The organism is Mycobacterium heidelbergense (assembly GCF_050205645.1).
In the GTDB taxonomy this organism is placed as follows: domain Bacteria; phylum Actinomycetota; class Actinomycetes; order Mycobacteriales; family Mycobacteriaceae; genus Mycobacterium; species Mycobacterium heidelbergense_A.
Genome location: NZ_JBNMQT010000021.1, coordinates 31,860 through 50,592 on the forward strand (window position 1 = coordinate 31,860; position 18,733 = coordinate 50,592).

At 66.3% G+C, this 18,733-nt stretch carries 17 protein-coding genes and 2 tRNA genes; 12 read left to right on the forward strand and 7 right to left on the reverse strand.

Translation table 11 applies throughout. The features are described from left to right. Positions 1-67: 67 nt before the first annotated feature. Genes ACQI5H_RS20515 through pknB form a run of 6 tightly spaced genes read left to right on the forward strand, consistent with a single transcriptional unit; the run spans position 68 to position 8,111 of the window. A complete protein-coding gene (locus ACQI5H_RS20515) occupies positions 68-535 on the forward strand; it encodes an FHA domain-containing protein FhaB/FipA (RefSeq protein ID WP_076059994.1) in 468 nt (155 codons plus the stop codon). Beyond that, positions 532-2,040, forward strand: a complete 1,509-nt coding sequence (locus tag ACQI5H_RS20520; RefSeq protein ID WP_427081140.1) for a PP2C family protein-serine/threonine phosphatase — start codon at positions 532-534, stop codon at positions 2,038-2,040. The genes ACQI5H_RS20515 and ACQI5H_RS20520 overlap by 4 nt, the downstream gene beginning before the upstream one ends. Next, entirely contained in the window at positions 2,037-3,446 is a 1,410-nt protein-coding gene (locus ACQI5H_RS20525; RefSeq protein ID WP_427081141.1) for an FtsW/RodA/SpoVE family cell cycle protein, read from the forward strand. Before ACQI5H_RS20520 ends, ACQI5H_RS20525 begins: the two co-directional genes overlap by 4 nt. Next, complete coding sequence (pbpA, locus tag ACQI5H_RS20530) at positions 3,443-4,927, forward strand: D,D-transpeptidase PbpA (protein WP_427081142.1); 1,485 nt, start codon at positions 3,443-3,445, stop codon at positions 4,925-4,927. Before ACQI5H_RS20525 ends, pbpA begins: the two co-directional genes overlap by 4 nt. Next, entirely contained in the window at positions 4,924-6,237 is a 1,314-nt protein-coding gene (locus ACQI5H_RS20535) for a serine/threonine-protein kinase (RefSeq protein WP_427081143.1), read from the forward strand. The genes pbpA and ACQI5H_RS20535 overlap by 4 nt, the downstream gene beginning before the upstream one ends. Next, complete coding sequence (pknB, locus tag ACQI5H_RS20540; protein WP_427081144.1) at positions 6,234-8,111, forward strand: Stk1 family PASTA domain-containing Ser/Thr kinase; 1,878 nt, start codon at positions 6,234-6,236, stop codon at positions 8,109-8,111. The genes ACQI5H_RS20535 and pknB overlap by 4 nt, the downstream gene beginning before the upstream one ends. On the opposite strand, the gene ACQI5H_RS20545 is transcribed toward pknB, so the two are convergent. Continuing rightward, entirely contained in the window at positions 8,089-8,775 is a 687-nt protein-coding gene (locus ACQI5H_RS20545; RefSeq protein ID WP_427081145.1) for an aminodeoxychorismate/anthranilate synthase component II, read from the reverse strand. The genes pknB and ACQI5H_RS20545 overlap by 23 nt on opposite strands. A 20-nt stretch (positions 8,776-8,795) precedes the next feature. Continuing rightward, positions 8,796-9,539: a DUF881 domain-containing protein gene (locus tag ACQI5H_RS20550; RefSeq protein ID WP_427081146.1), complete on the reverse strand. Its 744-nt coding sequence runs from the start codon at positions 9,537-9,539 to the stop codon at positions 8,796-8,798. A 138-nt stretch (positions 9,540-9,677) separates the two neighbouring features. Between ACQI5H_RS20550 and crgA the strand changes: the two genes are divergently transcribed. Then, positions 9,678-9,959, forward strand: a complete 282-nt coding sequence (gene crgA, locus ACQI5H_RS20555; RefSeq protein ID WP_076060007.1) for a cell division protein CrgA — start codon at positions 9,678-9,680, stop codon at positions 9,957-9,959. 155 nt (positions 9,960-10,114) lie between these two features. After that, the gene (locus ACQI5H_RS20560; protein WP_427081147.1) at positions 10,115-10,540 is read left to right on the forward strand and encodes a PH domain-containing protein; all 426 of its coding nucleotides are present in this window, start codon (positions 10,115-10,117) and stop codon (positions 10,538-10,540) included. 9 nt (positions 10,541-10,549) lie between these two features. On the opposite strand, the gene ACQI5H_RS20565 is transcribed toward ACQI5H_RS20560, so the two are convergent. Next, positions 10,550-11,098, reverse strand: a complete 549-nt coding sequence (locus ACQI5H_RS20565; RefSeq protein WP_427081148.1) for a peptidylprolyl isomerase — start codon at positions 11,096-11,098, stop codon at positions 10,550-10,552. Positions 11,099-11,234: 136 nt separating this feature from the next. Between ACQI5H_RS20565 and cwsA the strand changes: the two genes are divergently transcribed. From cwsA to ACQI5H_RS20585, 4 genes are all read left to right on the forward strand, one after another. After that, positions 11,235-11,669, forward strand: coding sequence for a cell wall synthesis protein CwsA (cwsA, locus tag ACQI5H_RS20570; protein WP_427081149.1), 435 nt, complete (start codon positions 11,235-11,237; stop codon positions 11,667-11,669). A 309-nt stretch (positions 11,670-11,978) separates the two neighbouring features. Next, entirely contained in the window at positions 11,979-12,278 is a 300-nt protein-coding gene (locus tag ACQI5H_RS20575; protein WP_427081150.1) for a PE family protein, read from the forward strand. 28 nt (positions 12,279-12,306) lie between these two features. Then, positions 12,307-13,455, forward strand: coding sequence for a PPE family protein (locus ACQI5H_RS20580; protein WP_427081151.1), 1,149 nt, complete (start codon positions 12,307-12,309; stop codon positions 13,453-13,455). A 324-nt stretch (positions 13,456-13,779) separates the two neighbouring features. Beyond that, positions 13,780-14,871: a PPE family protein gene (locus ACQI5H_RS20585; RefSeq protein WP_427081152.1), complete on the forward strand. Its 1,092-nt coding sequence runs from the start codon at positions 13,780-13,782 to the stop codon at positions 14,869-14,871. 5 nt (positions 14,872-14,876) lie between these two features. Here ACQI5H_RS20585 and ACQI5H_RS20590 read toward each other — a convergent pair. The 4 genes from ACQI5H_RS20590 to gyrA all read right to left on the reverse strand — a co-directional run bounded on the left by ACQI5H_RS20590 (position 14,877) and on the right by gyrA (position 18,711). Continuing rightward, positions 14,877-14,949, reverse strand: a tRNA-Ala gene (locus tag ACQI5H_RS20590). Positions 14,950-15,094: 145 nt separating this feature from the next. Continuing rightward, positions 15,095-15,168, reverse strand: a tRNA-Ile gene (locus tag ACQI5H_RS20595). Positions 15,169-15,240: 72 nt separating this feature from the next. Continuing rightward, positions 15,241-16,125, reverse strand: a complete 885-nt coding sequence (locus ACQI5H_RS20600) for a DUF3566 domain-containing protein (RefSeq protein ID WP_427081153.1) — start codon at positions 16,123-16,125, stop codon at positions 15,241-15,243. A gap of 69 nt (positions 16,126-16,194) precedes the next feature. Then, the gene (gene gyrA / locus ACQI5H_RS20605; RefSeq protein ID WP_427081154.1) at positions 16,195-18,711 is read right to left on the reverse strand and encodes a DNA gyrase subunit A; all 2,517 of its coding nucleotides are present in this window, start codon (positions 18,709-18,711) and stop codon (positions 16,195-16,197) included. Positions 18,712-18,733: the final 22 nt, after the last annotated feature.

The following is an 18,733-nucleotide window of genomic DNA, read 5'->3' on the forward strand; positions in this document are numbered from 1 at the left end:
TGACGTTGCTGATGTGCTCGGCGTCACCGATGCGAGGGGTGCGACGCCAGGACGGAAAGGACGCCAGATGCAGGGACTAGTACTGCAACTGACGCGTGCCGGATTTCTAATGTTGTTATGGGTATTCATCTGGTCGGTGCTGCGCATCTTGCGGACCGACATCTACGCACCCACCGGTGCTGTCATGGTGCGTCGCGGGTTGGCGCTGCGGGGCACGCTCCTACCCTCGCGGCAGCGCCGCCACGCTGCCCGCTATTTGGTGGTGACCGAGGGTTCACTGGCGGGCGCGCGAATCACGCTCAGCGGGCAGCCCGTGCTCATCGGGCGCGCTGACGATTCGACACTGGTGCTGACCGATGACTACGCCTCGACACGGCACGCCAGGCTGTCCCAGCGCGGCTCGGAATGGTACGTCGAGGATCTAGGATCGACCAACGGCACTTACCTTGACAGGGCGAAGGTGACGACTGCGGTACGAGTCCCAATAGCAACGCCGGTTCGGATCGGCAAAACGGCAATCGAGTTGCGCCCGTGACCCTGGTCCTGCGATATGCCGCCCGCAGCGATCGCGGCCTGGTACGCGCCAACAACGAAGACTCCGTCTATGCCGGCGCACGGCTATTGGCGCTGGCCGATGGCATGGGCGGCCACGCCGCCGGCGAAGTGGCGTCTCAATTGGTGATCGCCGCGCTGGCCCATCTCGACGACGACGAACCGGGCGGTGACCTGCTCGCCAAGCTCGACGCGGCGGTGCGCGCCGGCAACTCGGCTATCGCCGCGCAGGTCGAGATGGAACCCGAGCTCGAGGGGATGGGCACCACGCTCACCGCAATCTTGTTCGCGGGCAACCGTATTGGGTTGGTGCACATCGGGGACTCGCGCGGCTATCTGCTGCGCGACGGCGAGCTCACGCAGATCACCAAGGACGACACCTTTGTCCAAACCCTGGTGGACGAAGGACGCATCACGCGGGAAGAGGCACACAGCCACCCGCAACGATCTCTGATCATGCGGGCGCTGACCGGCCACGAGGTCGAGCCCACGTTGACCATGCGGGAAGCGCGGGCCGGTGATCGCTACCTGCTCTGCTCGGACGGGTTGTCCGACCCGGTCAGCGATGAAACCATCCTCGAGGCGCTGCAGATCCCCGATGTCGCCGAAAGCGCTTACCGCCTCATCGAATTGGCGTTGCGTGGCGGCGGACCCGACAACGTGACGGTCGTAGTGGCCGACGTCGTCGACTACGACTACGGCCAGACCCAGCCGATCCTCGCGGGGGCGGTGTCGGGTGAAGAAGACCAATTGACCACCCTGCCCAACACATCGGCCGGCCGGGCTTCCGCGATCAGCCCTCGCAAAGAGGCCGCGAAACGCGTTGCACCACAAGAAGAAACGCCAAGCCGGCCGCGGTGGCCGCGGCGCAGGATGTTTATCTTTGTGACGCTGATCGTCCTGCTGGTGCTTGCGGGCCTGGCCATCGTGCGCACCGTAATCCGAAGCAACTACTACGTCGCCGAATACAACGGCATCGTCTCGATCGTGCGGGGAATTCAAGGATCGATGCTTGGCGTGTCACTGCACGATCCTTATTTGGTGGGCTGTCTCAACGCGCGCAATGAACTGTCGCTCATCAGCTATAGCCAGTCCGGAGGGCACCTCGACTGTCGCCTGATGCGATTGCAGGACCTGCGTCCCGCGGAACGCGCCCAGGTTCAGGCCGGGCTTCCGGGCGGCACTCTCGACGACGCCATCGGGCAGTTACGCGAGTTGTCCGCCAACTCCCTGCTGCCGGCCTGCCCCCCGCCTCGCGCCACCTCCCCGCCCGGGGCCCCGGCCACCAGCGGGACGCCAGAACCAAGCGCCACAGCGCCCACCACCTCCAGCGGCACCTCACCTAGCAGTCCGACTCCCACGAGCGCCCCCGCGACCACTTCGCCGGCAGGGCCCCCGACCACCCCGCCCCCGACCATTTCCCAGACGGTCACCACACTCCCGCCACCCCCACCTCAGCCGGGCATCGACTGCCGGGCGGCCGCATGACCACGCAGGTCCAGCCGCCGGTTGCGGTCACGCCTCCGCTGCCGACTCGACGCAACGCCGAACTGCTGTTGTTGTGCTTCGCCGCCGTGATCACCGTCGCCGCGCTGCTGATCGTCGAGGCGAACCAGCAGCGCGGCCTGCGCTGGGATCTGACAACCTACGGGCTGGTTTTTCTGGTCGTGTTCGGAAGCGCGCATCTTGCCGTTAGGCGTTTCGCGCCCTACACCGACCCGCTGCTGCTGCCAATTGTGGCCTTGCTCAACGGACTTGGCTTGGTGATGATCCACCGGCTGGACATCGTCAACAACGAGTTGAGCGGTCGCCATCACCCCAGCGCAACCCAGCAGATGCTGTGGACGCTGGTCGGGGTGGCCGCGTTCGCGCTCGTGGTCACCTTTTTGAAGGACCACCGGCAACTCGCGCGCTACGGCTACGTCTGCGGGTTCGCGGGCCTGGTTTTCTTGCTAATCCCCGCGCTGCTGCCAGCGTCGCTGTCCGAAGAGAACGGCGCCAAAATCTGGATTCGCTTCCCGGGCTTCTCAATTCAGCCCGCCGAATTCTCCAAGATTCTGCTGCTGATTTTCTTCTCCGCGGTGCTGGTCGCCAAGCGCGGCCTGTTCACCAGCGTCGGTCGGCATTTCATGGGCTTGAACGTGCCCCGCGCACGCGACCTCGCGCCGCTGCTGGCGGCCTGGGTGATCTCGATAGGCGTGATGGTCTTCGAGAAAGATCTCGGCACTTCGCTGCTGCTTTATGCGTCGTTCCTGGTGGTGGTGTACCTCGCCACCCAGCGTTTCGGTTGGGTCGTCATCGGCCTGGTGCTGTTCGCGGCGGGAAGCGTTGTGGCGTATTTCATTTTCGAGCACGTCCGGGTTCGCGTGCAGACGTGGTGGGACCCCTTCGCCGACCCCGACGGCCACGGATATCAGATTGTGCAGTCGTTGTTCAGCTTTGCTACCGGCGGCATCTTCGGCACCGGGCTGGGAAACGGTCAACCCGACACCGTGCCGGCGGCGTCTACCGATTTCATCATCGCCGCGTTCGGTGAAGAACTCGGACTGGTCGGACTCGCCAGCATCCTGATGCTCTACACGATCGTCCTCGTCCGCGGCCTGCGCACCGCGATCGCGACGCGGGAAAGCTTCGGCAAGCTGTTGGCCGCCGGCCTGGCGTCGACGTTGGCCATTCAGCTGTTCATCGTGGTCGGTGGGGTAACCCAGCTCATTCCGCTGACCGGGTTGACCACCCCGTGGATGTCTTACGGCGGGTCGTCACTGCTGGCGAACTATGTGCTGCTGGGGATTCTGGCGCGCATCTCGCACAGCGCCCGGCGTCCACTGCGCACCCGCGCACGCAACAAGTCGCCCATCGCGGCGGCCGGCACCGAAGTGATCGAGCGGGTATGAACGCCTCTCTGCGTCGGATCTCGGTGACCGTGATGGCGTTGATCGTGCTGCTGCTGCTCAACGCCACCATGACGCAGGTCTTCGCCGCCGACGGGTTGCGCGCCGACCCGCGCAACCAGCGAGTCCTGCTCGACGAGTACTCGCGCCAGCGCGGCCAGATCATCGCGGGCGGCCAGCTGCTGGCCTATTCGGTGGCCACCGACAGCCATTTCCGATTTCTGCGGGTGTATCCCAATCCCGCTGTGTACGCACCGATCACCGGCTTCTACTCCCTGCGCTATTCCAGCTCGGGCCTGGAGCGAGCCGAGGACCCGCTGCTCAATGGGTCCGACGAGCGGCTGTTCGGGCGGCGGCTGGCCGACTTCTTCACCGGTCGCGATCCGCGCGGCGGCAACGTCGACACCACGATCAACCCGCACGTCCAGCAGGCCGGCTGGGATGCGATGCAGCAGGGCTGCGGTGGGCCGCCGTGCAAGGGAGCCGTCGTCGCCCTGGAGCCGTCCACCGGCAAGATTTTGGCCATGGTGTCGTCGCCGTCCTATGACCCCAACCTGCTGGCGTCGCATGACCCGGAGGTGCAGGCGCAGGCGTGGCAGCGGCTCCGCGACGACGTGGACAGTCCGCTGACCAACCGGGCCATCTCCGAGACGTACCCGCCCGGTTCGACGTTCAAGGTGATCACCACCGCCGCGGCCCTGCAGGCCGGAGCCACCGACTCAGAGCAGTTGACCGCGGCGCCGACGATTCCGTTGCCCGACAGCACCGCCACGCTGGAGAACTATGGCGGCACGTCCTGCGGCAACGGCAACGCGGCGACCGTACCGCTCAGCGAGGCCTTCGCCCTGTCGTGCAACACCGCATTCGTCCAGTTGGGAATGCTCACCGGCGCCGACGCGCTGCGCAGCATGGCCCGTTCGTTCGGCCTGGACAGCACCCCGAGTGTCATTCCGCTGCAGGTCGCGGAGTCGACGGTCGGCATAATCCCGGACGCTGCCGCGCTGGGCATGTCGAGCATCGGTCAGAAGGACGTCGCGCTGACGCCGCTGGAAAACGCGGAGGTCGCCGCGACCATCGCGAACAACGGGGTGACGATGCAGCCCTACTTGATCGATAGCCTCAAGGGTCCAGACCTGGCCAACATCAGTACCACCGCGCCCTACCAACAGCGCCGCGCCGTGTCGCCGCAGGTCGCCGCTAAGCTAACAGAGCTGATGGTCGGCGCCGAGAAGGTCGCACAACAGAAAGGGGCCATTCCCGGCGTGCAGATCGCATCCAAAACTGGTACCGCAGAGCATGGCACCGACCCGCGGCACACTCCGCCGCACGCGTGGTACATCGCCTTCGCGCCCGCACAATCACCGAAGGTGGCCGTGGCGGTGCTAGTGGAGAACGGCGCCGACCGCCTGTCCGCGACCGGCGGTGCACTCGCAGCACCGATCGGGCGGGCAGTCATCGAAGCCGCGCTGCAGGGAGGACCATGAGCCCGCGAGTTGGTGTGACGCTGTCTGGCAGGTACCGCCTGCAGCGCCTGATCGCCACCGGTGGCATGGGCCAAGTGTGGGAGGCGGTCGACAGCCGGCTGGGCCGGCGCGTTGCGGTCAAGGTACTCAAGGGCGAGTTCTCTCAGGATCCCGAGTTCATCGAGCGGTTCCGCGCGGAGGCGCGCACCACCGCGATGCTCAACCACCCCGGAATCGCCAGCGTCCACGACTACGGCGAGAGCCAGATGGACGGGGAGGGCCGTACCGCTTACCTGGTGATGGAGCTGGTCAACGGCGAACCGCTGAATTCGGTGCTCAAACGCACCGGGCGGCTGTCGCTGCGGCACGCGCTGGACATGCTCGAGCAGACGGGCCGCGCGTTGCAAGTCGCGCACGCTGCCGGCCTGGTGCACCGCGACGTCAAACCGGGCAACATCTTGATCACCCCCACCGGGCAGGTGAAGATCACCGACTTCGGTATCGCCAAGGCCGTCGACGCCGCGCCGGTGACCCAGACCGGCATGGTGATGGGCACCGCGCAATACATCGCGCCTGAGCAAGCCCTGGGCCACGACGCCACCCCCGCCAGCGATGTCTACTCGCTGGGAGTCGTTGGGTACGAAGTGGTTTCGGGCAAGCGGCCGTTCACCGGTGACGGCGCCCTGACCGTTGCGATGAAGCACATCAAGGAACCCCCGCCGCCGCTTCCGTCCGAACTTCCGCCCAACGTGCGCGAACTCATCGAGATCACGTTGGTCAAGAACCCCGGTATGCGCTACCGCAGCGGGGGACCGTTCGCCGACGCCGTCGCCGCCGTACGTGCCGGACGACGCCCGCCGCGGCCGAGCCAGTCACCGCCGGCCGGTCGGGCCTCGCCGGTCGCGATCTCCTCCGGTGCGACGACCAGGGCGGCCACCGTCACGGGCCGGACCCCGCCGCCCCGCCGATCCCGGCCTTCGACTGGCGGCCACCGGACGCCCGCGCCCCGGCGGACGTTCTCATCGGGTCAGCGCGCGCTGCTGTGGGCGGCCGGGGTGCTTGGTGCGCTGGCGATCATCATTGCGGTGCTCATCGTCATCAATTCCCGCACGGAGAACGAGCAGCAGCAGACACCCGCCCCGACCGTCACCGACACCGGGACCCCGCCGGCGACGAAGACCCCGAGCGGTGCGGGCCCCGGCCTGCGGATTAATTGGACGGATCGACCGACGATAGGTAATTCTGGACTGCGGAGCGGGCGACCCGAACCCGGCTGGGAAATCCCCTTTACACCCAGCGCGTCGCCGGCCCAGTACGAGATACCGCAATGACAACCCCGCAGCACCTGTCCGACCGCTACGAACTCGGTGACATCCTCGGTTTCGGGGGTATGTCCGAGGTTCACTTGGCCCGCGACGTTCGCCTCCACCGCGACGTCGCGGTCAAGGTGCTGCGCGCCGACCTGGCCCGTGACCCGAGCTTTTATCTGCGCTTCCGGCGGGAGGCGCAGAACGCCGCGGCGCTGAATCACCCGTCGATCGTCGCGGTGTACGACACCGGCGAGGCGGAGACCGCCGCGGGCCCGCTGCCCTACATCGTCATGGAGTACGTCGATGGCGTCACGCTGCGCGACATCGTGCACACCGACGGACCGCTCCCGCCCCGCCGCGCGATCGAGATCATCGCCGACGCCTGCCAGGCGCTGAACTTCAGCCACCAGAACGGCATCATTCACCGCGATGTCAAGCCGGCGAACATCATGATCAGCACGACCAACGCGGTGAAGGTGATGGACTTCGGCATCGCGCGCGCGATCGCCGACAGCAACAGCGTCACCCAGACCGCCGCCGTGATCGGGACCGCCCAATACCTCTCACCCGAGCAGGCCCGCGGCGATACGGTCGACGCCCGATCCGACGTGTACTCGTTGGGCTGTGTGCTGTACGAAATCCTTACTGGCGAGCCACCTTTCACCGGCGACTCGCCCGTCTCGGTCGCCTACCAGCATGTGCGCGAAGACCCGATTCCACCGTCGGCGCGGCACGAGGGCATCTCCGCCGACCTTGACGCCGTCGTCCTCAAGGCATTGGCCAAGAACCCGGACAATCGCTATCAGACCGCCGCGGAGATGCGCGCCGATCTGGTTCGCGTGCACAACGGCGAGCCGCCCGAGGCGCCCAAGGTCCTCACCGATGCCGACCGGAGCTCGTTGCTGACGTCGACGGGCCCGAACCTCGGCGGCCCGCGGACCGACCCACTGCCTCGCCAGCCGCTGGACCGTGCCGACGACGATCGGATGGGCGGTTCGATCGGTCGCTGGGTCGTCGCGGTCGCCGTGCTGGCGGTGCTGACGATCGTCGTCGTCATCGCCTTCAACACCTTCGGTGGCAGTACCCGCGACGTTCAAGTGCCCGACATGCGGGGCCAAGTCTCCGCCGACGCGATCGCCGCGCTGCAGAATCGCGGCTTCAAGACGCGCACCCTGCAGAAGCCCGACTCGACGATCCCGCCCGACCACGTCATCAGCACCGACCCCGGCGCCAATGCCTCGGTGAGCGCGGGCGACGAGATCACCATCAACGTCTCCACCGGTCCCGAGCAACGCGAACTACCGGACGTCTCCTCGCTGAGCTACTCGGATGCGGTCAAGAAGCTGACCGCCGCCGGTTTCAGCAAGTTCAAGCAGGCCAACTCGCCGTCGACGCCGGACCTCATCGGCAAGGTCATCGGGACCAACCCTCCGGCCAACCAGACCTCGGCGATCACCAACGTCGTCACGATCATCGTCGGCTCGGGGCCGGAGACCAAGCAGTTGCCCGACGTCGCCGGGCAGACGGTGGACGCGGCGCAAAAGAACCTGAACGTCTATGGCTTCACCAAGTTCAGCCAGGCCTCAGTGGACAGTCCGCGTCCGGCCGGCGAAGTGGTCGGCACCAATCCGCCCAAGGGCCAGACAGTTCCGGTCGATTCCGTCATCGAACTGCAGGTGTCCAAGGGCAACCAGTTCGTCATGCCCGACCTGTCCGGCATGTTCTGGGCCGACGCGGAACCACGCCTTCGGGCGCTGGGCTGGACGGGGTTCCTGGACAAGGGTCCCGACGTCGACGCCGGCGGTTCCCAGTCCCACCGGGTGGTCTACCAGAATCCGCCCGCCGGGGCCGGTTGCAACCGCGACGGGGTCGTCACGCTGAAGTTCGGCCAGTAGCGGCGGGATCCGCCGGCAACTGCGGCCGCACCGCGGCGCGCACCTCGTTCTCCAACCTGCGGACCAGCGTGTCGTTGCGCGCCCACCCGCAGTAGGCGAGCCAGTTGGCCAGCATGCGGTGGCCGCCCTCGGTCAGGATCGACTCGGGATGGAACTGGACGCCGTGGATCGGCAACTCGGTGTGCCGCACGGCCATGATGACGCCGCTGCGGGTCTGGGCCGTGACCTCGAGCACCGGCGGCAACGAGTCGGGCAGAATCGTCAGTGAGTGGTACCGGGTCGCGGTGAATGGATCCGGAAGCCCTTGCAGGACACCGGCATTGGTGTGATACACGCTGCTGGTCTTGCCGTGCAGCAACTCCGGCGCACGGTCGACGGTGGCGCCGAACGCGACGCCGATTGCCTGGTGTCCCAGGCAGACTCCGAGCAGTGGGGTGCGCGCCGCGGCGCACGCGCGGACGAGGGGAACCGACGCGCCCGCCCGTTCCGGGGTGCCGGGGCCCGGGCTCAGCAGAACGCCATCGAACTCGGTGGGGACCGCGGATTCCTCGGACAACCGCGCATCGTCGTTGCGCCACACCTGTGCCTCGACGCCGAGTTGTCCTAGGTACTGCACCAGGTTGAACACGAAGCTGTCGTAGTTGTCGACAACCAGGATCCGCATCGTGTCAGGGTACCGTTCGCTCAATACCCGACCGGGCCGGCTGGTCGCGCGAAATGCATCCGGACCGGTTCGGTGTGGCCGGCGATCTGCACGTCCGGCTTGACCTCTTCGCGGTAGCCCAGCCCGAATCGGACCACGTACTGCTTGTACAGGGTCACCAGGGGAGCGGCGGCCAGCGCGGCCTGCATCGCCGCGGCGTTGCCGATCGCGGTGATCGTGTAGGGCGGGCTGTAGGTGCGGCCGTTGAGCAGCAGCGTATTTCCGACGCAGCGCGGCACCGAGGTGCCGATGATGCGCTGGTCTTGCATCTGGATCGCCTCGGCGCCGGCACTCCACAACGCGTTCAGCACCGCCTGGATGTCTTGCTGGTGCACCACCAGGTCGTCGGGGGAGGCATCGCGGGGGAAGCGGCCATTGGCGTCACGTTGGGCATCCTGCAGCGTCACCACCAAACCCGGGCCGTGCACCGGATCCATCCCCGCCTCCCCGGCCAGCTCGGCGGACCGCCGCAGCATCGCGGCCAACGCGGCATTCGAAGACTTGCCGTGCATCGAGTCGAGCTTGCCCGCCAGCTCATCGCGTTGCGCCTTGAGATGGTTCACCGACGACTGCGCCTCGCGGACCAAGTCGACCAGACGTGGGGCATCGCTGCGGCGGATCTCCGATCCGCCGGACACGCCGTGGGTGGCGGCCAGCAGCAACCCCGCCAGCAGGCAGACCAATGGCACACCGAAGCGCCACGGCGAGCGGCGCGTATCGCTCATCGGCTCTCCATTTCCTGGCGATCTCGCCAGGTGGGTTAGTCTCGTAGCCAAGTTATGCGTGCAGCATCAGTCGTTATCGTTGCACCCGTCCCGCTCACCGTGTCGTTGAGGTAGTTCCGAGATATCGCCGAGGTAGTCATGCCCAAGTCCAAGGTCCGCAAGAAGAACGACTTCACCGTCAGCGCGGTCAGCCGCACCCCGGTAAAGGTGAAGGTCGGACCGTCGAGTGTGTGGTTCGTTGCGCTGTTCGTCGGCCTCATGCTGATCGGGCTCGTGTGGCTGATGGTGTTTCAATTAGCCGCCGTCGGCAGCCAAGCCCCGGCGGCGCTGCACTGGATGGCGCAATTGGGGCCGTGGAACTACGCGATCGCGTTCGCTTTCATGATCACCGGTTTGTTGCTCACAATGCGTTGGCACTGACCAAGATCAAATCCGGAATGAATTCATCTTGGGGTCGCTGCGTTACTGAGCCAGCAACGTTGTGACCACCCAATCACACGCGTGTGATTTATCCCCACTGTTGATAGCGCTTGTGGATAACTGCATAGGCAGTGGTGGGAGGGGGTGGAGGCCTCGTGCAGCAAACTAAATGGGAGCCTCCTGCGGGAGGAATCGCTGGTTGCGGCGTTGCCGGCGTGTTGATGGCTATCGCGAGTGTGACCCTGGTCACAGACGCGCCGGGCCGGGTTATGACGGGGATTGCCGCCGCGGGTCTGATCTTGTTTGCGGGCGCAACGTGGCGCGCGCGGCCGAAGCTGGCAATCACGCCCGACGGCCTGGTAATCCGGGACTGGTTCAGAACGCAGCAATTGCAGCGCTCCGACATCAAGATCATCCGAATCACCGAGTTTCGCCGCATGGCCCGAAAAATGCGGTTGCTCGAGGTCGAAACCGTCGACGGGGGGTTGGCCGTCTTCTCCCGTTGGGACCTCGGGACCGAACCCCTGGACGTGCTCGACGCGCTTACCGAAGCCGGCTACGCGGGCCCCCGGGAAAGCTAGCCGTCGGCCTCAGGAGATGGTGATCGACTCGATCACGACCGGTTCGGTGGGACGGTCGTTGCCGTCGGTGGCCGTCGTCGCGATCGTGTCGACGACCTTCTGCGATTCGGGATCGGTCACTTCGCCGAAAATCGTGTGCCGCCGGTTCAGGTGCGGTGTCCTGTCGACGGTGATGAAGAACTGCGAGCCGTTGGTGCCCGGGCCCGCATTGGCCATCGCCAACAGGTAGGGCTTGTCGAATTGCAACTCGGGGTGGAACTCGTCGGCGAACTTGTAGCCCGGGCCGCCGCGACCGGTGCCGGTCGGGTCGCCACCCTGGATCATGAAGCCATTGATCACCCGGTGGAAAACCGCGCCATCGTAGAACGGCCCGGAGGGGCTACCCGAGGCGTTCTGCGTCGAGTACTCCTTCGTGCCCTGCGCCAGGCCAACGAAATTGGCGACAGTCTTGGGCGCATGGTTTCCGAACAGGGCGATCTTGATGTCTCCGCGGTTGGTGTGCAGCGTGGCGGTAGCAGTCTGAAAGGGGCTGTTAGTCACGAGGTCACAGTCTGCCATCACCCGCGGGCATGCTCGCACCCGGTGTCGATCGACCGAAGCGGGTTGGGCCGAAAGCCGTGCGGTCGCGACGGTGCCGCAGGCGTCGTTTTGGTGGCAGTCTGTAGGTTCCACCCACGGCACAGAAAGGCAGCGGATGAGCGCACAGGCGGACCACCGGTTGACCCCCCGTGAGCGATTGGCCCGCGGCCTGGCCTACACGGCGTTGGGACCGGTGGACGTCACGCGAGGGATTGTCGGGCTGGGGGTGCACTCCGCGCAATCGACCGCGTCGGGATTGCGTCGCCGTTACCGGGAGGGCCGGCTCGCTCGCGAAATCGGTGCGGCGCAAGAAACTCTCGCGCAAGAGCTGGCCGCCGCGCAGCAAGTGGTCGCGAGCCTGCCTCAGGCCCTGCAGGACGCGCGCCGGTCCCAACGGCGCCACGGCAAGCGCCCCTTGCTGATCGCGGGAGTTGTCGTCGGGGTGTTGGCCGGCGGCGCTGCCGCCTTCAGCATCGTCAGGCGCTCCGGGCGCCGGCGCACCGAGCCGTCGCCGCGCCCGCCCAGTGTCGACGTGCAACCGCGCCCCTGAGCACGCCCAGTTTCCCATGGAATTCATACATTCACGCTGACAAATAATCTTTTTGCGGAGCCGTTTCATAGCTCGCTCATATTTCGCCGCCCGACCGGCTTTCGTTCTAACCGAATTCCGGAAAATGTCCCGTGTGGTTCATATTTTTCGGCGCGGCGCGTGCGATTTCGAATTCAACAATTAGAATCTGCGCGAGTCTTGCCGGAAGTCCCAGGTCAGTGGCTGTTCCGTGCGGTCCTCCCAGCGCCAGTTCCTAGCCCGCTGTTTATATCGTCCGGTGGCAACGACAAATTCTGAATGGGAGAACCGATGTCCTTCGTAACGGCTTATCCGGAGAAATTGGCCGCGGCCGCCGCAAATCTTCAGTCCATCGGCGCCGCATTGAATGCGGGAAATGCGGCGGCGGCCGCCCCGACCGCCGGCGTCGTCCCCGCCGCCGCCGACGAGGTATCTGCATTGACCGCGGCCCGGTTCGCCGCACATGCGCAGCGGTACCAGCAGTTGAGCGCCCAAGCGGCCGCGATCCAGCAGTTGATGGTGGCCACGCTGTCGGCAAGCGCGGCCTCCTACGCGTCTACCGAAGCCGCGAACGCGGCGTCGGCCGGCTGAACGGCCTGAGGGACAGGGGAGAACCGAAGTGGACTATGGGTTGTTGCCGCCCGAGATCAACTCCGGCCGCATGTACACCGGTCCGGGCGCGAATTCGTTGGCGGCGGCCGCCGCGGGCTGGGGTGGGCTCGCCTCCGAGTTGCACTCGACCGCGGCCGGATTTCAGTCGGTCGTTTCCGCGCTGACCGGCGGTCCGTGGCTGGGTCCCGCGTCGGCGTCGTTCTTGGCGGCCGCGACTTCGTACGTGGCGTGGCTGCAGAGCAGCGCAGCGCATTCCGAGTTGGCTGCCGCCCAGGCGGCGGCCGCGGTGTCCGCGCACGACGCGGCGTTCGCGATGACCGTGCCTCCTCCGGTGATCGCGGCGAACCGTGCACTGCTGGCGGCATTGCTCGCGACGAACATCTTGGGACAAAATGCGCCGGCAATCGCTGCCGCGGAGGCGGAGTACTTCGAGATGTGGGCTCAGGACGCCACAGCGATGTACGCGTACGCGAGTTCCTCGGCGGCGGCGTCGACGTTGACCGATTTCGAGGACCCGCCGCAGGTGGCCGATTCGTCCGGGCTGCCACGCCAAGCCGCCGCGGTTTCCGCGGCCGCCGATAATACCGGTGTGCGAGAAGCGTTGGCGGGCTTGGAGTCTGCGCCTAATCCGGTGGCCCAGCTGCTCTCGCTCAACGGGTCGGAGATCGACAAGATCATTGCCGACAACACCCCGCTCGACGACATGGTCATGCTGTACAGCAAGTACGTGGTCCCTTACGTGTCGACCGCGCAGTCGATGATTCAGTCGACGCAGTCCTTCGGGCAGATAAGCAACGGCATTACCGCGATGAGCACCTTCGCCAAAGGTCTCGCTCCCGCGGCCAAGGCCGTCGAAGGAGCGGCGCAGGCGGCTGGCAATGCCGCCGCGAACGCGGGGGGCGTGGCGGCGGGGGTGGGAAGAGCGCTTCCCCTGGGCGCGTTGTCGGTGCCGCCAAGCTGGGCGCCGGTGAGCGCGGTAACCAACCCCGGGACCGCGGCCCTCAACGCCACCGTTGTCCCGGCCGGGGCCGAGGGAGTGAATGCCCTGCCGATGGCGCCCGCGTTCGGTCAACTCGGTACAAAAGGTTACGGGCGGATCCCGCCGGCCTACGGTTTCAAGCCCACCGTGATGGCTAGACCTCCGGCTGCCGGGTAATCGAAACCAAACACTGACGCCGGCCTGAGGTGAATCACCCTGCACGCCACGGCTTTTAAGATCTCTCGACCTGGAAGCGCTGCGCTGCAGGCAGCCGGAGCTATGCGCAGCTGTGGTCAGCTTTCAAGCCGCTGACAGAACCGGGGAACCGTCGATCGGCAGCCGCAAAGCCCGGCGAATATTCAAATAACCTGAACATGCCGTGTGATAAACCACCAACAGTCCCTGGCGCATTGATTAGCCTATGTCTAAAGGACAAGAGCATGGCTACCGCACAGGGCTTCGTTACAACCGCTATCGACTGCGAGCATTGACAGGATAGGCGTGGATTTCTGGGCTCCTCCCGAGATCACATCGGCGCTGATTCACTCAGGGCCGGGGCCCGGATCGTTGCTGGCCGCTGCCGAGGCGTGGCGCCAGCTGGCGATCGAGCTGGGGCAGACCGCCGCTGACTATGCCTCCACCGTGGCGAGCATTCCCTGGCAGGGACCATCAGCGACCGCGATGACCCTGTCCACCATCCCCTACGTCAGCTGGATGCAAACCACCGCAACCCAAGCCGCTCAACTGTCGATGGCGGCCACCAGCATGGCCGGCTCCTTCGTCGCCACCCAGGCAGCGATCGTGCATCCCAGCGTGGTCACCGCCAACCGCACGCTGCTGGCGCAGCTGATCGCCACCAACTACTTCGGCATCAATTTCCCCGCCATCGCCGCCACCGAGCTCCAATATCTGCAGATGTGGGCGGACAACACCACCGCCATGCTGGGCTATCACGCCACCAGCCTGCAGACGATGGCGATGCCGACATTCGCCCCCGCATCGGCGATGACCACTCCGACCGCAACCGCGGCTCAAACCACCGCCGTTGCTGCGGCGGCAGCCGCCCCCGCAGCAATCGACCCCGAGTTCCTCGCCAATGCGATCCTTCAGACCGTCAACGGCGTAGTCAGCAGCGGCGTCTTCAACCCGCAGAGCATCATCGGTTTGGTCACCAGCGGCCACGATTACTTTCCGGGTCAGTACCCGGACGTCCTGGCGGCCACCCCCCGTAACCTGGCCATCGCCTACAACCTCACCGGGCCCGAGGCGGTGGGAGGAGCTCCCAATATCTTTGCCCCACCCGCCGCTACGACCGGTGCAGTGCAGGCTTCGGTCACCGCGTCTCTGGGCAGGGGAATGTACGTCGGCAACCTTGTGGTCCCGCCTTCAGCGGTCACTTCGCCGATCCAGCTGGCTGCCGCAGAGGCGCCATTGGCGGCGGCGACAACGGCCGAGGGTGTCCCATTGGTTCCGATGTTCGTCCCGCCGATGCCGCCGGGAGCCCGAAAGGCCCAGCGGGACAAGCCCAATGAGAAAGGCTACGGACCGCCGATCCCCGGCACCATCATGCGGCGGCCTCCGTCAGGCGGATGATGCCGTGGAGCCTAGGGGAATCGAACCCCTGACACCTGCCTTGCAAAGGCAGTGCTCTACCAACTGAGCTAAGGCCCCTCTGGATGATCGGCTGCGGGCGCATCAACCGGGGCCATGTGCCAGACCTCGACCCCACGTCGTGACCACACCACCGCCGCCACCGCAGCGATCAATGCCAGCGGCACTGCGAGTCGTACGTAACGTCTGGACGAGCACATGGTTGTGGGCCTAGGAGGACTCGAACCTCCGACCTCTTCGTTATCAGCGAAGCGCTCTAACCGCCTGAGCTATAGGCCCGTACGCGCGTACGGCCGAGCGACGAGATTACCGCAATCGCCGCCCCACCCCCAAAAATCCCGGGAATCGGCGCTAGTCGCGGTCGGCCAGGGTTACTTCGATGCCGCCGATCAGGTCGGTCGTCAGGTTGTAGACGAACGCGGCGATCGTGGCCATGGCGGTCAGCAGGACGATGTTGACCAAGCCGATCAAGACGGCGCCACCGAAGATGGTCCCGCTGGAGACCAGCTCGCCGCTGCTGCCGCTGGTGTTGTTCAGTAGGTCACCGACGTTGCTGTTGAGCTTGGACCACACACCCATGCCGCCGAGCACCAGGTACAGGAACGCGACCGCGATCATCCAGACGAAGAACAGCGCCACCGAGAGCAGCAGCGACACCTTCAGCGTGCTCCACGGGTCGATCCGGCGGATCTGCATGCTGGCCCGAACCGGGCCGCGGTTGCGCCGCGACACGTGCACCCGGTTTTCGCGGCTTTCCCTGGCTTCGTCGGTTGCCGAGCGGGCCGATCCCGTCGTGGCCGACGTCTCCGCGGTGCGATCGGGCGCGGACTTGCGTTGCGAGGCCCGCGGGATGGGGCCGGACAGATCGGGCAATTCGCTGGCGTACGCCTCGGCGGGCGGCCCGTCGCCGCGCGGTGGGGCGTCGAAATCCTGCGGCGGGCTCTTCGGATGCGCCGACGCCCCCGGTGCCGCGGTGCCGGAGATGAAACGGTTCAGCCGCGCATCCACCCCGGAGGGCGGGCCTGACGGCCGCGGCTCGGCATGGGGTTCCGGCTGGCGATGCGGTGGCTGGGGGGGCCGCCCGGGGCCGCGTCCCCGCGGGGGCACGTCTGCGGCATCCGGAATGCGGCCAGCCTGGGCGGGCGTCGCGCGGTGTACACCGGCTCGCTCGACCGAACCGTCCCCGTTCAGGCTGTCACCCTTGTTGGGGGCCCCCGGCTCGTTCGGTGAAGTCACCCCGACTCCTTACGTGTGTACCAAGGCCGCGAGGCGCTGGCTGTCGTCTGTGCGGTCGGGCCGAGTCTATTAGCCGTCCGACTCCTCGACGCCGTCGATCTGCCCGATTTCTTCCTCGGCGCTTTCTTCGGCGTTGCGTGCAATGGCTAACAGAGTGTCACCCTCACCCAGGTTCATCAACCGAACGCCCTTGGTCTGCCGTCCCGCCTTGCGGACCTGACGCGCGGCGGTGCGGATGACGCCCCCGCCCGAGGTGATCGCGTAGAGCTCGCTCTCGTCGTCCACGATCAACGCCCCAACCAGCCTGCCACGCCGGCGGTCGTACTGAACGGTCAGAACGCCCTTGCCGCCGCGGCCCTGCACCGGATACTCCTCGATCGCGGTGCGTTTCGCATAACCGCCCGCGGTGGCCACCAGCAGGAACATCCCTTCCTGAACGACATTCAGCGATAGCAGCCGGTCATCCTCGTTGAATCGCATGCCCTGCACGCCGGACGTGGCGCGGCCCATCGGCCGCAGCGCCTCGTCGGTCGCCGAGAACCGGATGGATTGCCCGTTGGCCGAGACCAGCAGCAGATCCTCTTCGGCCGAGCACAGCACCGCTCCGACCAGCTCGTCGTTGTCGCGCAGGTTGATCGCCACGATCCCGCCCGAGCGGTTGGAGTCGAAGTCGGTCAGCTTGGACTTCTTCACCAGCCCGTTCTTGGTGGCCAGCACCAGATACGGCGCGTCTTCGTAGCTCTTGATCTGGATGACCTGCGCGATGCGCTCCTCGGGCTGGAAGGCCAGCAGGTTGGCAACGTGCTGACCGCGCGCCGTGCGGGACGCCTCCGGCAACTCGTATGCCTTGGCCCGATACACCCGCCCCTGGGTGGTGAAGAACAGGATCCAGTCGTGCGTCGACGACACGAAGAAGTGCGCGACGATGTCGTCCTGCTTGAGGCCGGCGCCCTGCACGCCCTTCCCGCCGCGCTTCTGGCTGCGGTACAGGTCGGTCTTCGTGCGCTTGGCGTAGCCGGTCTCGGTGATGGTGACGACGACGTCCTCGCGGGCGATCAGGTCCTCGTCGCTGACCTCGCCGTCGGCCGCGACGATCCGGGTGCGACGGTCGTCGCCGTACTTCTCGACGATCTCGCCGAGTTCGTCGTGGACGATCGTGCGCTGGCGCTCCGGCTTGGCCAGGATGTCTTCCAGGTCGGCGATTTCGGCCTCGATCTTGGCCAGGTCGTCGACGATGCGCTGGCGCTCCAGGGCGGCCAGGCGCCGCAGCTGCATGTCCAGGATGGCCTGGGCCTGGATGTCGTCGATATCCAGCAGTTCGATCAGCCCGGCCCGGGCGATGTCGACCGTTTCCGACGCCCGGATCAAGGCGATGACTTCGTCCAGCGCGTCGAGCGCCTTGACCAGGCCGCGCAAGATGTGTGCGCGTTCGTTGGCCTTGCGCAACCGATACGTGGTGCGCCGCACGATGACATCGAGTTGGTGCGCGACGTAGTGACGGATCAGCTGGTCAAGCCGAAGCGTGCGCGGCACCCCGTCGACGATCGCCAGCATGTTGGCGCCGAAGCTGGTCTGCAGCTGGGTGTGCTTGTAGAGGTTGTTCAGCACCACCTTCGCCACGGCGTCGCGCTTGAGCTCGATGACGATGCGCAAGCCGACCCGGTCGCTGGATTGGTCCTCGATGTTGGAGATGCCGGCAAGCTTGCCGTCGCGGACCTGCTCGGCGATCGAGGTGATGAAGTTGTCGTGGTTGACCTGATACGGCAACTCGGTGATGACCAAAGACGTTCGGCCCCTGGCCTCTTCGACTTCCACGACGCCGCGCATCCGGATCGAACCGCGCCCGGTCTTGTATGCGTCGGAGATGCCCTGGGAGCCCACGATCAGCCCGGACGTCGGGAAGTCGGGCCCCTTGACGCACCCCATGACCGCGGCCAGCGTCGCCTCTTCGTCGGCCTCGTGGTTTTCCAGGCACCAGAACACCGCGTCGGCGAGCTCGCGCAGGTTGTGCGGCGGGATGTTGGTGGCCATGCCGACCGCGATGCCGCCCGAGCCGTTGGCCAGCAGGTTGGGGAACCGGCTGGGCAGTACTGTCGGCTCCTGCACCCGGCCGTCGTAGTTGGGAATGAAATCGACTGTCTCCTCGTCGATTTCGCGCAACATCTCCATCGCCAGCGGGGTCAGCCGCGCTTCGGTATACCTCATCGCCGCCGGCGGATCGTTGCCCGGCGAACCGAAGTTGCCCTGCCCGTCGACCAGCGGATAACGCAGCGACCACGGCTGCGCCATGCGCACCAGCGTGTCGTAGATCGACGCGTCGCCGTGCGGGTGGTAGTTACCCATTGTCTCGGCGACCGAGCGCGCCGACTTCGCGTGGCTGCGATCCGGGCGGAACCCCGAGTCGTACATCGCATACAGCACGCGGCGGTGCACCGGCTTGAGGCCGTCGCGCACCTCCGGCAGCGCGCGGCCCACGATCACGCTCATCGCGTAATCGATGTAGCTGCGCTGCATCTCCTGCTGAATGTCAACCGGCTCGACCCGGTCGGCTGGCCCCTCGCCTGGTGGCAGCGTCGTATCAGTCATCGGTTCCTCGTTTTAGTTGGCG